The 14,344-nt window shown below is 59.4% G+C and carries 15 protein-coding genes, 1 tRNA gene and 1 riboswitch; of the genes, 8 read left to right on the top strand and 8 right to left on the bottom strand.

What is annotated here, in order from left to right:
• Nucleotides 1-117 precede the first annotated feature (117 nt).
• The 8 genes from FB555_RS04530 (at nt 118) to FB555_RS04495 (ending at nt 8,211) form a co-directional block, all read left to right on the top strand.
• The gene (locus FB555_RS04530; protein ID WP_182484197.1) at nt 118-888 is read left to right on the top strand and encodes an IclR family transcriptional regulator; all 771 of its coding nucleotides are present in this window, start codon (nt 118-120) and stop codon (nt 886-888) included.
• Between the two features lie 47 nt (nt 889-935).
• Nucleotides 936-2,993: an acetoacetate--CoA ligase gene (locus tag FB555_RS04525; RefSeq protein WP_182484196.1), complete on the top strand. Its 2,058-nt coding sequence runs from the start codon at nt 936-938 to the stop codon at nt 2,991-2,993.
• Nucleotides 2,994-2,999: 6 nt separating this feature from the next.
• A complete protein-coding gene (gene dinB, locus FB555_RS04520) occupies nt 3,000-4,208 on the top strand; it encodes a DNA polymerase IV (protein WP_182484195.1) in 1,209 nt (402 codons plus the stop codon).
• A riboswitch (TPP riboswitch) is annotated at nt 4,174-4,284 on the top strand. It overlaps the preceding gene by 35 nt.
• A gap of 40 nt (nt 4,285-4,324) precedes the next feature.
• Nucleotides 4,325-4,975 carry an ECF transporter S component gene (locus FB555_RS04515; protein WP_343046399.1) on the top strand — a complete coding sequence of 217 codons (651 nt, stop codon included), beginning with the start codon at nt 4,325-4,327 and terminating at the stop codon, nt 4,973-4,975.
• 26 nt (nt 4,976-5,001) lie between these two features.
• Nucleotides 5,002-6,600 carry an ABC transporter ATP-binding protein gene (locus FB555_RS04510; protein ID WP_220475753.1) on the top strand — a complete coding sequence of 533 codons (1,599 nt, stop codon included), beginning with the start codon at nt 5,002-5,004 and terminating at the stop codon, nt 6,598-6,600.
• On the top strand, nt 6,597-7,382 hold the full coding sequence (locus FB555_RS04505; protein ID WP_182484193.1) for an energy-coupling factor transporter transmembrane component T family protein: 786 nt from the start codon (nt 6,597-6,599) through the stop codon (nt 7,380-7,382). The genes FB555_RS04510 and FB555_RS04505 overlap by 4 nt, the downstream gene beginning before the upstream one ends.
• A complete protein-coding gene (locus FB555_RS04500) occupies nt 7,372-7,941 on the top strand; it encodes an AAA family ATPase (protein ID WP_182484192.1) in 570 nt (189 codons plus the stop codon). Before FB555_RS04505 ends, FB555_RS04500 begins: the two co-directional genes overlap by 11 nt.
• A gap of 9 nt (nt 7,942-7,950) precedes the next feature.
• Nucleotides 7,951-8,211: a hypothetical protein gene (locus FB555_RS04495; RefSeq protein ID WP_182484191.1), complete on the top strand. Its 261-nt coding sequence runs from the start codon at nt 7,951-7,953 to the stop codon at nt 8,209-8,211.
• On the opposite strand, the gene FB555_RS04490 is transcribed toward FB555_RS04495, so the two are convergent.
• The 8 genes from FB555_RS04490 to FB555_RS04455 form a co-directional block, all read right to left on the bottom strand.
• A complete protein-coding gene (locus tag FB555_RS04490; protein WP_182484190.1) occupies nt 8,212-8,850 on the bottom strand; it encodes a GNAT family N-acetyltransferase in 639 nt (212 codons plus the stop codon). It abuts the gene before it with no gap.
• Between the two features lie 123 nt (nt 8,851-8,973).
• A tRNA-His gene (locus FB555_RS04485) sits at nt 8,974-9,049 on the bottom strand.
• Between the two features lie 32 nt (nt 9,050-9,081).
• Nucleotides 9,082-9,702, bottom strand: a complete 621-nt coding sequence (gene orn / locus FB555_RS04480) for an oligoribonuclease (RefSeq protein ID WP_182484189.1) — start codon at nt 9,700-9,702, stop codon at nt 9,082-9,084.
• Nucleotides 9,703-9,711: 9 nt separating this feature from the next.
• Nucleotides 9,712-10,350 (bottom strand): DedA family protein, encoded by a 639-nt coding sequence (locus FB555_RS04475; RefSeq protein ID WP_182484188.1) that lies wholly within the window; start codon nt 10,348-10,350, stop codon nt 9,712-9,714.
• On the bottom strand, nt 10,347-11,495 hold the full coding sequence (locus FB555_RS04470; RefSeq protein ID WP_182484187.1) for a glycosyltransferase family 4 protein: 1,149 nt from the start codon (nt 11,493-11,495) through the stop codon (nt 10,347-10,349). The genes FB555_RS04475 and FB555_RS04470 overlap by 4 nt, the downstream gene beginning before the upstream one ends.
• A 114-nt stretch (nt 11,496-11,609) precedes the next feature.
• Nucleotides 11,610-12,671: an alpha/beta fold hydrolase gene (locus tag FB555_RS04465; RefSeq protein WP_182484186.1), complete on the bottom strand. Its 1,062-nt coding sequence runs from the start codon at nt 12,669-12,671 to the stop codon at nt 11,610-11,612.
• Nucleotides 12,672-12,685: 14 nt separating this feature from the next.
• Nucleotides 12,686-13,597, bottom strand: coding sequence for an alpha/beta fold hydrolase (locus tag FB555_RS04460; protein ID WP_182484185.1), 912 nt, complete (start codon nt 13,595-13,597; stop codon nt 12,686-12,688).
• On the bottom strand, nt 13,594-14,340 hold the full coding sequence (locus FB555_RS04455) for a 3-hydroxybutyrate dehydrogenase (RefSeq protein ID WP_182484184.1): 747 nt from the start codon (nt 14,338-14,340) through the stop codon (nt 13,594-13,596). Before FB555_RS04455 ends, FB555_RS04460 begins: the two co-directional genes overlap by 4 nt.
• Between the last annotated feature and the right edge of the window lie 4 nt (nt 14,341-14,344).

Raw genomic sequence — 14,344 nt, 5'->3', positions numbered from 1 at the left:
CTCCTTTTTATCTTCTTTGATGAAGGGCGTCTATGAATAGTGTCGTACGTGTGACAACATAGTACAACGAGATTTTTCATTCAGTGAAAAGAAATATCAACAATTTAGGTGTGGTGAATGAACAACGAAGTTGTTTACCCGAAAAACACGTCAAAGTCCGTGACGGCACGTGCCCTGGCGGTGCTGGGCGCCTTTAACGTTTCTGAGCCGAGCCTGACTCTCAGCCAACTGGCGCGCATCGCTGGACTGCCGATCCCGACTGTTTTTCGCTTTGCGGGTGAGCTCGAAGAGGGTGGGTTTCTCGACCGCGATGATGCGGGGCGTTACAGCTTGGGGGTCAAACTGTGGGAGATGGGGCTGCTCACTCCCGTGCACGGTCACCTTCGCGAAATCGCGATGCCTTTTCTTCTCAACTTGCAGTACGACTGCCGTGAAATCGTGCAGTTAGCAGTGCGCGATGGCGTTGACGCCATCTATGTCGAGAAACTCACGAGTGAGGAATCTGTTCCGGTGCAGAGCCGTATCGGCGCCCGCATTCCCTTGCACGCGACCGGAGTGGGCAAGGTTCTCTTGGCCTACAGCCCAGAGTCCTTCATCGAAGTTGTCATGGCTATGCAACTACCGCGGTACACCCCCGAAACGCAGACAAACAAGCGGGCTCTCGCCAAAGACTTGGCCGTCATCAAGGCACAGGGATACGCGAAAAGCCACCAGGAATACCTGGTGGGTTCAACCTCCGTTGCGGCCCCCGTTCTCGTCAACGGGGTTATTCGGGCCTCCATCGGAATCGTCAATTACGCGGCGCGCGAGGACCTCGATACGTTCGCTCCGTCGGTGCTTCGAGCAGCCAATGCACTGGGGCGTCGACTCGAAGAAATCGAATCCTAAAGCTCATCAGCACAAAAACTTTTCACTCAACGAAAAATACGGAATTCATGCAGAATGTAGAAATGGGCTCACTATTGCGGCCAGCAGTGGCCAAGAGCGAGTGGAATCGGTCGCGGATGGGGCGATTCTTGACCCAGGTTGAGCACGAGACTGGTCAGGTCTTTGACGATTACGAGGATGCCTGGCAGTGGTCAGTGGATAACCTCGAGGATTTTTGGGCCCGCATTTGGCGCGAGTTTGACATCATCGCGCATGAGCCGTATTCCGCCGTCTTGGGGCCTGTTGTCCCCGGCGGACCGGCTATGCCCGGCACCCAGTGGTTCCCCGGGGCGCGGCTGAACTTCGCCGAGCACATCGTTCGGGCGCTTCGCCAGCAGGGCGAGGGCATCGTTCTCACCGTGCGCAGCCAGACGAATGGGAGCGCCGAGTGGAGTGGCACGCGTCTCCTGCACGAAATTTCCGGCATTCAGAGCGGTCTCAAGGCACAGGGCATTGGCGTCAACGACCGCGTCGTCGGCTACCTTCCCAACATTCCCGAGACGGTCGCGGCGTACATTGCCACCGCGTCGCTCGGCGCCATCTGGTGCTCGGTGCCCCCCGAAATGGGCCCGCAGAGTGTGCTCGACCGCATCACCCAGCTTGACCCGTCCATCATCATCGCCATCGATGGCTACACGTGGGGTTCCAAGAAAATCTCACGAGCCGACGAATTGGCACGCATCCGTGCCGCGCTGCCGCAGTTGAAGAGTGTCCTACTTCCGTACGCTGACGCGGCGTGCGAGGTTCCTTTCGGCGTGCTGTCCTACGAAGAATTCACGGCCGCCGGTAAAGGCGAGAGCGGAAAAGACATCAGTGGCGACGACATTACGTTCGAGGCAGTTGCGTTCGAGCATCCTCTCGTTATCTTGTTTTCCTCCGGCACCACGGGCAAGCCCAAGGCCATTGTGCACTGCCACGGTGGCATCCTCATCGAACACTTCAAGGTCATTGGCCTCCAGTTTGACCTCTCCCCGGGGGAGAAAACCTTCTGGTTCACGACCACCGGGTGGATGGTGTGGACGCTCAGTATTTCGACCCTGCTTGTGGGTGGCGGACTCGTTCTCATGGACGGTGACCCCAACTGGCCGGCCCTCGACGGCGAGTGGTCCCAGTGGGCCATCTTGGCAGAGACAAAAGCAACGTACATGGTTACGGGGTCGGCATATCTCGCGGCTTGCGCCCATGCCGGGCTGACTCCCGGAACGACCTGGGATCTGAGTAACGTGCGCGAGATTCAGTGCTCCGGTTCGCCGTTAGCAGCGGATGTCGCGGCCTGGGTCTACGCCGCGGTCAACCCCGATCTCATGCTTGCCCCTACCTCGGGAGGAACGGACATCTGTTCGGGATTCTTGGGTGGTGGCCCGCTCACAGGCGTATACGCGGGGGAAATGTCCTGCCGCCCACTCGGGGTCGCGGTTGATTCCTGGGACGAATCCGGCCACGCGGTCACGGGTGTTGCTGGTGAATTGGTCTGCACGAAGCCCATGCCCTCGATGCCCGTCTTTTTCTGGGGAGACACCAATAACGAGCGCTATCTGGCCAGCTACTTCGACACGTACCCTGGAATCTGGCGTCACGGCGACTGGCTCGTTCGCACGCCGCGCGATACCTGGGTCATCACTGGGCGATCTGATGCCACGCTCAACCGCGGCGGCGTTCGTCTCGGAACGGCCGAGTTCTACGCCATTCTCGACCCGCTTCCGGGCATCACCGACAGCATGGTGTTGCACTTCGAAGACGGTGGTGGAATGGGCAAGCTGGTTCTCCTCGTTGCCGCGTCAGGCGCGCAAGGTGGAGCACCAGTAAGCGCTGAGGACCGTGCCGTGTTGGAGAAGAGCATTCGCACGATCATTCGCACCGAACTATCGCCGCGCCACGTGCCAGATTTTGTTGCCTTCGTGCCGAGTATCCCGCGAACCTCAACTGGTAAACGTCTCGAAATACCCTTGAAGCGCATCATCGCGGGCGCCGTGAGCGGTACCGTCATTGATGTGGGCGCACTCGCTCACCCCGAACACCTTGACACCATCGTCGAACACGTGCGGGCGGTTTTGAAGGGCAGTTAGCACGTCATGTCACAGCAGCCTTCGGGAGCCAACATTTTACATATCGACATGGATGCATTTTTTGCGTCCGTCGAATTGTTGGATCACCCCGAAGCCGTTGGGCTTCCGGCGGTCGTTGCTCACAATTCTTCTCGTAGCGTGGTGACGAGCGCCACCTACGAGGCGCGGGCTCTCGGGATTCGTAGCGCCATGGCGCTGTCAATGGCCAAGCGCATCTGCGCCACCGTCATCGTGCTGGAGCCACACCGGGGGCTGTATACAAAATATTCCGCGATGGTAATGGCGATTTTTCGCGATTTCACGCCGCTCGTCGAACCACTTTCCATTGATGAAGCTTTTCTGGATGTGAGCGGGGCTCGCCGCCTTTTGGGTTCTCCAGTTCAGATTGCCACCGAAATTCGGCGTCGGGTGCTGGCAGAGACGGGACTGACCTGCTCGGTCGGGATCGCCAGCACAAAGTTCATGGCCAAACTCGCGTCGACGAAGTCAAAACCGAACGGCCTGCTCGTCGTAGAACCTGAAAATACGCTGGCGTTTCTGCGTCCGTTGCCCATCAATGCGTTGTGGGGGGTCGGTGCCAAAACTGCTGAGGTCCTAAAGCGCCGCGGCCTGCACACCGTGGGCGAGGTTGCCGATACCCCCGTAACGAGTCTTGTGTCGGCACTAGGGGAATCCGCTGGCCGTCAGCTTCACGAGCTCTCATGGGGGCGAGACCCGCGCCTGGTCAGCACCGAACGCTCCGAGAAAAGCATCGGCCGGGAACATACATTTGAGACGGATGTTCGGGACGACGTCGCCCTCAAAGCCGCTCTCCTCGATCAGTCCGCTCGCGTTGCCGGCCAACTTCGTCACGCCGGTCTCGAGGCCCGCACCGTCGGCCTGAAGGTGACATTCTCCGACTTCACCTCGCTCACTAGAAGCCGCACTCTGAGCGATGCCACGAGCGTCGGTCGGGAGATTCATCGCACGGTTGTCGAGCTCCTCGACGAGCTGAAACGTGGAAGCCGGTCTGTGCGTTTGATTGGCGTGCGTGCCTCGGCGTTGGTCGAAGAAGGTGGCCAAGCCTTCACGCTGTGGGAGGACGAGGATGATGCCTGGCGCGATGCCGAGATTGCTGTCGATCAGGTGGCCGAAAAGTTTGGGCGCAATGCGGTCATGCCGGCGTCGCTGATGCGTACAATGGAGGAAACACGGGAGTCCGGTATACCGGGCTGAGAGGAAAGTTCATAACTTTCGACCGTCGAACCTGATCTGGATCATGCCAGCGCAGGGAGGCATTCTTCTCACGATAATCCCGTGCCCTCTATTCACATCTTGAAAGGGGCACGAAAGTGCACGCAACTATAAGCAATGCAACATCGTCCATAATTTCCACGTCTCCTCACGGCAACGGCGGGCCTTCGCGCTACCGTTGGCGCGTTGTCGACATCGTCGTCGCCAGTGTTATCGGTGTCGCATCCGGTGTCATCTTCTGGGCGTGGGGTCTGGCCTATGGGCCGCTCTCCGCGGTTCTCACCGTCACGCCAGGGCTCAGCGCACTGCTGGGCGGCGGCTGGCTCTTCGCCGCTGTCCTTGGTGGCCTCATTGTGCGCAAGCCCGGTGCGGCTCTGTACACGGAGCTCGTTGCGGCGATCGTCTCGGCACTGATCGGTAGTCAGTGGGGCTTCGGTACTCTGATGTCCGGGCTCATTCAGGGACTCGGCGCCGAGATTATCTTCGCCTTGTTTCTGTACTCCAGCTGGCGTCTCTATGTTGGTGTGCTCGCCGGTGCTGGCGCGGGGCTGGCCATGTCGATCAATGATTTGATTGTTTGGTACGCGGGGATCGACGTCCCGTTCCAGATCACCTATGTCATCTGCGGCATCATTTCGGGCGCGGTCATTGGCGGACTTCTGCCGTGGTTTGCGGTGCGCGGGCTTGCCCGTGCAGGGGCACTCTCCCGTTTCGCTGCCGGACGCCAGAGCGTTCCAGGGCAGAGCTGATTATTTCTTCGAAATAAAAGGCCATGATGCCAACATCTCAATCGACCGCGGGTGCTCACGTGAGTGCCCGCGGTTGGAGTTGGCGCTACGGCAGTCGATCGCGCCCAATGTTTAACCTCCTTGACCTTGATATCGACCCCGGTGAACGGGTTCTGCTCCTCGGAGCATCCGGCTCTGGCAAAAGCACCCTCGTCGCCGGCCTGGCCGGAGTCCTGGGAGAGGACGAGGGCCACGAGAGTGGCCAACTCCTCATCGATGGCCAACCCAGTCGACATTCCCGCGGCCGCGTCGGTCTTGTTCTTCAGGACCCCGAAAATCAAGTTATTCTGCACCGCGTTGGCGACGATGTTGCCTTCGGTTGCGAAAACTTGGGCGTTCCTCAGGCCGAGATTTGGCAGCGCGTGCGTGCCGCCTTGGCCGCCGTCGGACTCAACCAGCCGCTGGATCACTCCACCGCCGAGCTTTCAGGCGGGCAAAAGCAGCGTTTGGCCCTCGCCGGTGTGCTCGCCATGCGCCCGGGGCTGATCATTCTCGACGAACCCACCGCCAATCTGGACCCAGATGGGGTGCGGGAGATTCGGGATGCCGTGGAGGCCGTGGCGCGAGAATCCGGTGCCACTCTCCTCATCGTCGAACACCGTGTCGACATCTGGTGGGATCTGGCGACCCGTGTCATTGTGTTGGATTCTGACGGCAGCATTCTGCGCGATGGCGCTCCTGCCTCCGTTCTGGAAGGAACGCGCGAGCGCCTCACCGAAGCCGGCATTTGGTTGCCCGACCCCATTGCGAGTATTCCCACAAGTCGGCCCCTCGCACCAATTCTTCTTTCAACCCAGGGGGGCTCCTCCTTTCTCACCCTTGGACCCTTGCTGCAGGGGAGCGCCCTGACTGTAGGCCGCAGGATTGGTGGGCCAGCGGCGGCCACAGATCTCTCCATCAACATTGATTCGGCGCAAGTCCATGCCGTTGTCGGGCCGAATGGGTCCGGAAAATCAACGTTGGCCCTCACTCTCGCCGGGCTGATACCGGTAATTTCCGGATCGGTCCAGGCCTCCACTGACCTCGCCGGGAACGCGAGGGGTCGACACCCTATTGACTGGCGGTCGCGCGAGCTCATGACCCGAATCGGCATGGTATTTCAGTCTCCAGAACACCAGTTTTTGACAGGCTCTGTGAGGGAGGAGCTGATGGTGGGACCGCGAGCCCTCGATCGAAGGGGATCGCGATTCGGACGCCCCACAGTCTCCCCCCATGTCGCGGAGGATTTCCGACTCCGCATCGATGAACTTCTGGAGCGACTGCACCTCGCTCATCTCGCCGAGGCCCACCCCTTTACCCTTTCGGGCGGGGAGAAGCGGCGACTCTCGGTGGCTACCGCTCTAGCCACCGCCCCGCGAGTCCTCATTCTCGATGAGCCCACTTTTGGCCAAGATGCCCGCACGTGGGCGGAGTTGGTGACTCTATTTGCTGAGCTCCGGGACGAAGGTCACGCCATCGTGACGATCACGCATGACGAAAAACTGGTCGCTGAGCTGGCGGATATTCGCACGACATTGCCGGACCCTGCCACGAACGACCTCCGCACCGGCGAAACCGAAACTCGGTCGGCCGAGGCCACACGATGAGCGCTGCAACGGCAACAAGCCCGCTCGCGCGCGTCAACCCGTTGGCGAAGTTTCTGGTTGCTGCCGTCATCGGACTGGTGCTTCTGTTTTCCTTGGATTGGGTCTCCGCCGCCATCGCCTTAAGTCTTGAGCTCATTTTGTTGCCATTTGTCGGCCTCGCGCCCCGCGCGTTATGGCGAATGCTGGCCCCCATCGTCATCGCCGCCCCGTTTGCTGGAATTTCGACCGTGCTCTACGGTCGCCCCGGCGGTGACCTCCTCTGGCAAGCGGGGCCGTGGCACATCACGACGGATTCGGTGAACCTTGCCATTGCCATCACCTTGCGCGTGCTCGCCATCGGACTTCCGGGAATCATTCTTTTTGCCACGACGGACCCCACCGATTTAGCGGATGCCCTGGCCCAACTGTGGCGCCTCCCGTCGCGTTTTGTCATCGGTGCCTTGGCAGCCGTTCGCATGGTGAGTCTGATGGCTGATGACTGGCGCATGCTGTCGCTGGCGCGGCGAGCGCGCGGCATCGCCGATGGTCAGGGCCCTCTCGCCGCGATAACGAGATTGTTCTCTCAAGGGTTCGCCTTGCTGGTGCTCTCTGTTCGCCGGGGCAGTGTTTTGGCCACGGCGATGGAGGCACGAGCGTTTGGCGGAGAAACTTCGCGCACGTGGGCGCGAACGTCCGTTTTTGGGCCTCGAGATTTTCTGTTCGTTGTGGCCGGCGTGCTGCTCGCTGCCGTGGCCGTTACGACAGCGGTCGTCACGGGGGAGTGGAACTTCATTGTCTCCTAATCCTCATCCTTCGTGGGGACTGGCCTTCACTCCGAATCTGCACGAACTCGTCGCCTTCGTTGCTGCATCCGGTGCGAATCCGGCAATTGTCATCGACGGCCCCAGCGGTGCGGGTAAATCTACCGTGGCCGACTTCCTCGTCGAGAATATTCCGGGAGTTCAACTCGTTCGTCTCGATGACATCTATCCGGGATGGGATGGGCTCGGTGCGGCCGCCATCGTGGCCGAACGCCTCCTCGTAGCGCGAAGCCGCGGGGAGAGCGCCTCATGGCAACGCTACGACTGGGCGAGTGCGTCTCTGACGACCTGGCATGACGTGGATCCGTCCCTCCCACTCATTATTGAAGGATGCGGCTCGTTGGGCGAGCAGGCCCTCCAACACGCCAGTGTTCGCGTGTGGGTTACGGCGTCAGAGGATGTTCGACGCCAACGCGCGCTGTCCCGTGGTGGGGAAGACTTTGAAGCGCATTGGGAGACGTGGAATGAGCAATTTGCGGTACGTCTGCGACGTGAAAATTCCGAGCGGTTCGCAAACATCATTTTGGTCGCGACCGAGTAACGTAGACCCATGACTACTCCAGATCACGCTGACGTTTACTTCACCGCCGAGTTTATTGACGGCCCCTTAGCAAACACGTCGGAGCGTCGTGTTCTCGTTCGAGGAAACCATGACGAGCGTCTCAGTATGGTTGCTCTGGTCGATGGCATGGAGTCGATTTTTCGCTACGTCGCCTCCGGCACCAAAGAGGTCGCGGGGGGCCTTCACGTACAGTATTCGTTTGATCAGCCCGATAGTGACACCTTCGTTTCTGAGGACGAAAACGATTAATTAGCCTTTCGCTGGGCGCCACATTGTGGTGACTCTTTGCCCAGAGGGCACCGTGACCACGTTCGCCACCTCAAACCCAACGCTCGCGTATCGACGGTCATTGGCGGGATTAGAGGACTCGAGGTAAGCCGGCATCTTGAGGGCATCGATGTGGTCAAGGCTCTCGCGGAGCAGGTTCATTCCCACGCCGCGGCCGCGATGATCACCGTGGGTGGCAAGCAGGCTGAGGTAGAAGCATGGCTCAACAGGATGCGCGTCTTCGAAAGCGGCGTTGATCGCCGTCACTTCGTCGGCTCGGGATTGACCTACGAGATCGACGAGAAAGGATTCGAATCCTGCGGCCTCGGCTTCCGTGAGGTCTTCCGAACCCGGTGGGTACCAGACGGCGGCGGCTTCTGAGTTTGCGGTGATAAACGTCCAGGGGTAGCGAAGGGCGGCGGATGACACGTACAAGCGCCAGAGTCGAGACGACGCAGCAGAGGGGTTTTCTAAACCGGCGAAGACAGGCGCCCAGAGCGGGTCTTCAAGAAATGCCGACGTGACAGTGTCGACAACGGCATCAATATCGTCGGCACCGGCAATACGAATGCCCGAGGCATTGACGGAGTTATTGACATTGGGCGAATCGCGAGAGGTCATGGTGCCCAGACTAACGCTGTTCCCTGCGCTGAGGTCAAGGGCGGATACACGATCGCCGGCCTAGCGACTGGCTAAGAGAAAAAAGTAAGGCCGAAACCAACAGGCTTCGGCCTTACTTTTACTTGGGGTGAGTAACGGGGCTTGAACCCGCGACCTCCGGGACCACAACCAGGCGCTCTACCAGCTGAGCTATACCCACCAAGAGTGTCGAAACGACAACTCCTAATCTTATTACACAGAACGGGAATGCTTTGTCACGACTGTCTTGGAAATTTTTGCCGCAGCGGCACTTGTGGGCCCAGGCTCGGGCACAAACAGAGCCGAGCGGTAGTAATCCAGTTCGCGAATTGACTCAAGAATGTCGGCCAAAGCACGGTGCCCACCATCTTTTACGGGGGAATTGAAGTAGACCCGCGGGAACCACCGGCGCGCCAGCTCTTTCATCGAGGAGACGTCGATGTTTCGATAGTGTAATCGATAGTTCAATGTCGGCATGTACTTGGCGACAAAAGCTCGATCGGTCCCAATTGAGTTGCCCGACATGGGTGGCTTTTGCCCTGAAGGAACGTGCTCATTGATGTATGACAGAACCTGAGCCTCGGCATCCGCTAGAGAATGCCCGTCGGCGAGCTCGGTGATGAGACCGGATGATGTGTGCATCGCGGTCACGAATTCACCCATGTTGGCGAGAGCGGCGTCGCTGGGCTTGACCACAATCGTAAATCCGGGATGAACGGGGTTCAACTCCGAGTCCGTCACGACCACGGCCACCTCAACGAGTTCATCTAACGCGAGGTCTAGTCCGGTCATTTCGCAGTCGATCCACACGAGGCGATCTTCGATATTTGCCATTGTTGAAGTCTACCGAGGTGCACTGACACCGATTTCGGAGGTGCGCTTGAGGTGTGCCCGCAGAAGCTCGATGGGGAGTGGCAAGGAAGATGCCACCACAAAGGAAATGACGCAGAGTTCGATGTGTTCGCGTACGAAGGCGAGCTGTCCGAGGAGGAATCCTGCCACCATGAGTCCGCCGACCCAGGCGAGTGCACCGATGAGGTTGAGAACGACATAGCGGCGCGGCGCAAATCCTGTCATTCCCGCAAACATGGGGATCAGGGCGCGGAGGACGGGAACAAAACGGGCGAGAATCACGGCACGAGCGCCGTAGTTTTCGAAAAAGAGTCTTGCCCGGGCGAGAACGCGCGGGTTAAAGAAGAACGTGGGTCGGCGCTCGAAAATATGAGGCCCCATGCGGCGTCCCAACCAAAATCCCGCTTCGGAGCCAGCAAATGCGGCGGTAAAGACAAGCACGATTGCCAGCCAGAAAGGAAAAGAGCTGAGGGCTGTCGCGAGAGTTAATCCCAAGAGGAAGAGAAGCGAATCGCCCGGCAAGAATGACCCCAGGATGGTGGCGGTTTCGAAGAAAATAATGGCCGCCACTCCCACGACAGCGAACGCCCCCAACCCCGCGATGATCGCGTGAGCGTCAAACCAGTTCATGTGCGCAGACTCGTGAACCGGCAGGCGTGGCTGAGGTGCTCCAGGAGCAGCGCATTATTGGCTTCCCACGACTTATTTAAGACAGACCTCCGCGCAGAGACCCCCATGCGGGAACGCAACGGTGCGTCCTCGGCAAGGCGAGTGACGTAATTCACGAAGCTGGCCGGATCGCCGGGGTCAGCAAGATAGCCGGATGTTCCGTGCTCAATCAAGAACCGCGGGCCGCCGCTCGCAGGAGCCACTACGGGAAGTCCTGTTGCCTGGGCTTCCTGAATCGTTTGGCCGAAGGTCTCTTCTGTGCCAAAGTGGACAAAAACGTCGAGGCTCGCATACGCCTCGGCCAAGTCGTTACCGCGCAAAGCACCCATGAAGGTGACGGGATGACCGGCGAAGTCTGCTTCCAGCCTCCGGCGTTCGGGGCCGTCTCCCACGACAATGAAGCGAGTGTTCGGGATGCCGAAGAGTGTCTTCATCTTGTGAACTTGCTTCTCTGGAGCCAGACGTCCGACGAAGCCAATAGTCAGGGGTTCTGCGGATGTTATAGATCCTGGGGCCCGCTGACCGACAGAAATGCCTATCTTGCTAAGGCGTGCGGCCCGGCGGTGGGGATGAAAGAGATCGAGATCTACACCCCGCCCCCAGATGGCAACGCGGGGAACACCGAGTTTCACGAGGTAGGCGGCACTCTCGGGTGTCGGCGCCAAGTTGAGCGTCGCAGGGGAGTGAATGGCGGCCACCATTTTGTCGACGAGCGGCCGGGCAAACTGCATTCCATAACGCTGAAGGTAACCGGCGATATCCGTCTGGTAGATAGCCACCGTCGGGATCCCCAATCGGTTCGCCGCGGCAATCGCCTGACCGCCGAGGAGAAATGGTGATGCGACATGGATGACGTCTGGCTTGTATTCCGCCAGTGTTGCCTGCAGCGACAGGTTGGGGATGCCGACGGGAAACTGCATAAAGGGAATCGCGGGTGTGCGAATCACTCGAAACCCGTTGTGACGGCCGGACGGAGCGGTGGGGGCAATCACGATTGCGTCGTGACCCTCGGCGGCGAGTGTGTCGAGCACTCGGAGCACAGAATTGGTCACACCATTCAGCGATGGAAGAAAGGACTCGGTCACGATTGCTACGCGCATTCCCATGACTAAAGGCTAAAAAGTTACCCTGCACTAGCGGGAGTCTTTGAGTAAAAGGCGCGTGAACAGAAGGTAAATATCTATTGCACGTGAACGTCACTCGGCGACGCGAAAGCGGCTTCAGCTGACCACAAGGACTTTTTGCAGGGCTTCGAGAAACTCAGCGGGACGTTCGAGATGAGCAGAATGTCCACAATTTTCGAAGACGATTTCCTGGTAGCTACCGCCAGCATCTTGGTATTTTTCGAAGACATCCCGTGTCTGTTGGATCATCGGTTGCGGGGGCGCAACGTCGATCCCCGGCCAGCCGGGAATCATTCCGAGTTGACCGAGATAGTTGAGGTCGAAAAATGACGCGTCAGAAACGATGGCGTCATTCGCGCCACGCACCCATAAAATTGCGGGTTTCACAGTTAGCTCGACGATGCCGGAAACGTCAAAGTACTTGGGTGCCAAAGTGTTCAGCACCCCTCGTGTGCCGGGGGCAAATCCGGGCCAAGAATCGGTCGTTGTTGAGTCCCCGGGGTAATTGTCGATTCCTGTTGCCGTCGAGAGCATCGATTCAACCCAGAGATCTTCATTCTCAGAACCGTGGGCGGCATCCGCGACATACGTCGAACGGTAGACGGAGCGCGGTGACGTAGGGGATTCGTCGCTGGTGTCCTGTGCGAGAAGTCGCGCCACGAAGTCAGGATTGGCACCGCCGCCCCCCGTGCCGGAAGCGTCCGCGTTGATGAGGTGGCCCTCGGCACCCTGCGTGCCCCCGAAACCATAGGGGGAGACCGGGGAAATGAGCGAAACGGAGAGAACTTTCTCCGGATGCTCGAGGAGGAGCTGCAGGACGACACCGCCACCCAAGCTCCAGCCCACGAAATTGGCTCGCTCAATTCCGAGTTCGGCCAAGACAGACGCAACGTCGTCCGAAAAGTCGCGCAAGCCTCTCGTTGCGTTGACGGGCAGGATCTCGCTGTCGCCGAAGCCGCGAAGATCGATGGCGATGGCTCGCACGTCTGGGGAGAGGGCAAGCATGCTCGGTTGCCAAAATGACGAGGATGAAACATTGCCATGGATGAATACCACCGTGCGGTTAGCTACGGTGGCGGGGCGTTCCAGCACGGATGCTGTGAGGCGTGGCGTTCGAATATCGTGCCTGACGATGCCGGGAAGAAGTGTTGTTGTCATGGTGCACGGCTCCTTTATTGCGGTTGAGGCACGGATGGTTGAGGGGTGGACATGACGTCATTGATGACCTCAACAACAGCGTCAGCGCCCCGCTCGCTCATGACGATTGTGTAGTGGTTGACGCCCGAGACGTCATGCACTGTGAGGTTCGGGAGCTTGACCTTCCAGCGCACCATTTGCTCGGGAGAATACAGGCCGGGGAGTTGATTGAGGAGGCCGCGGGGGGCCCGGAGGAAGTGAATGGGGGACGGCATTGACGCGAGCGCTTCGAAATAGTCTGTCCCCCCGTTCAGCTGCTGGGAATCCACCATGACCGCGTCAATGGAACTAGAGGCGTGAAGCTGGGAGTCGTCTCCGACGAGATCGTAGTCGACGTAAGCCTCGACCGTAGAGTTCCATTGGCCTGCGAATGCCGGATGCGCGCGCCAGAATTGGCGATAGGCCTCACGGTCGGGAAACGCCATGGATAACCGAGCGGCGGCAGGTCCGAGGAGTGCCTGCGGCAGACCGTCATCGCTGGTTTTTTCGACAATCGGCAAGGGGAGGCCGCCATCGATGAGAACGAGTCTCTCGACGCGATCCGGATGCGTGTGGGCCAGAGTAACCGCAGCAAAAGCTCCCATCGAGTGGCCGACAATAACGGCGCGATCCACTCCGGCAGCGTCGAGGACGCGGACGAGATCTTCAGCATGCGCGGGCATGCCCCATGGCCCCGGGAGAGATCTGCTCCCGCCCCGACCACGGAGATCGGGTGCAATGAACCGAACATGAGGTAAGGCATTGGCGACGAGCGGCCATGTCATGTGGGATGCGGTAATCCCATGCACGGCGAGAACAGTCCCAGCGGTTATCGTTTCGGGAACCCATTCACCGGTGACAAGATCGCCGCCGGTCACGGGAACACTGATCTTCCGATAGATACTCATCGTGCGCTCCAACCGCCGTCCATTGAGTAAGAAGCGCCCGTGACCATGCCGGCAGTGCTTCCGCAGAGCCAGAGAACGAGGTCAGCAACCTCACTGGGTTCGAGCAAGCGTTTAATGGCGCTCTCCGTCAACATCACTTTTTCCACGACCTCACGCTCGGGAATCCCATGAACGCGGGCCTGATCAGCAATTTGTTTCTCTACGAGCGGGGTGCGCACATAGCCCGGGTTCACACAGTTACTGGTGACGCCGTGTTCGCCGCCCTCGAGAGCGGTGACCTTGGACAAGCCCTCAAGGCCGTGTTTTGCTGTGACATAAGCGGATTTGTAGGGAGATGCCCGGAGCCCGTGCACGGAACTGAGGTTGACGATGCGGCCGAAACCATTGGCGTACATGTGGGGCAAAGATGCCCGGATGAGAAGAAAAGGCGCCACCACCATCAGGTCGATGATGCGCGAGAACGTCTCTGGATCAAACGTCTCGATTGGGCTGACGTGTTGGATGCCAGCATTATTGACGAGGATATCGACGTCCAGTGTGAGCTCGGCAAGCGCCGCCTTATCCGTGAGGTCAATTTGCCAGGGCTCCCCGTTGATTGCCTGGGCAAAATTCTTTGCCTTGTCACCGTCGACATCAGCCACCACGACTCGCGCGCCTGCCGCGGCGAGTACAGTGGCGCAAGCAGCGCCGATGCCGCTGGCTGCTCCCGTGACGAGCGCTTTTTTACCCGTGAGATCGATCATCGTT

This window comes from Alpinimonas psychrophila, assembly GCF_014137865.1.
Taxonomy (GTDB): Bacteria; Actinomycetota; Actinomycetes; order Actinomycetales; family Microbacteriaceae; genus Alpinimonas; species Alpinimonas psychrophila.
Note: the sequence above shows the minus strand (reverse complement) of the source record. Positions and strands in the feature narration are given on the sequence as shown.

Bases quoted from the DNA above. Each gene is read 5' to 3' on its own strand.
- orn (WP_182484189.1), bottom strand. From the start codon at position 9,702: ATGGCAAATATCGAAGATCGCCTCGTGTGGATCGACTGCGAAATGACC.
- FB555_RS04495 (WP_182484191.1), top strand. From the start codon at position 7,951: ATGACTACTCCAGATCACGCTGACGTTTACTTCACCGCCGAGTTTATT.
- FB555_RS04465 (WP_182484186.1), bottom strand. From the start codon at position 12,671: ATGACAACAACACTTCTTCCCGGCATCGTCAGGCACGATATTCGAACG.
- FB555_RS04510 (WP_220475753.1), top strand. From the start codon at position 5,002: ATGCCAACATCTCAATCGACCGCGGGTGCTCACGTGAGTGCCCGCGGT.
- FB555_RS04505 (WP_182484193.1), top strand. From the start codon at position 6,597: ATGAGCGCTGCAACGGCAACAAGCCCGCTCGCGCGCGTCAACCCGTTG.
- FB555_RS04530 (WP_182484197.1), top strand. From the start codon at position 118: ATGAACAACGAAGTTGTTTACCCGAAAAACACGTCAAAGTCCGTGACG.
- FB555_RS04460 (WP_182484185.1), bottom strand. From the start codon at position 13,597: ATGAGTATCTATCGGAAGATCAGTGTTCCCGTGACCGGCGGCGATCTT.
- FB555_RS04470 (WP_182484187.1), bottom strand. From the start codon at position 11,495: ATGGGAATGCGCGTAGCAATCGTGACCGAGTCCTTTCTTCCATCGCTG.
- FB555_RS04525 (WP_182484196.1), top strand. From the start codon at position 936: ATGCAGAATGTAGAAATGGGCTCACTATTGCGGCCAGCAGTGGCCAAG.
- FB555_RS04490 (WP_182484190.1), bottom strand. From the start codon at position 8,850: ATGACCTCTCGCGATTCGCCCAATGTCAATAACTCCGTCAATGCCTCG.
- dinB (WP_182484195.1), top strand. From the start codon at position 3,000: ATGTCACAGCAGCCTTCGGGAGCCAACATTTTACATATCGACATGGAT.
- FB555_RS04455 (WP_182484184.1), bottom strand. From the start codon at position 14,340: ATGATCGATCTCACGGGTAAAAAAGCGCTCGTCACGGGAGCAGCCAGC.
- FB555_RS04475 (WP_182484188.1), bottom strand. From the start codon at position 10,350: ATGAACTGGTTTGACGCTCACGCGATCATCGCGGGGTTGGGGGCGTTC.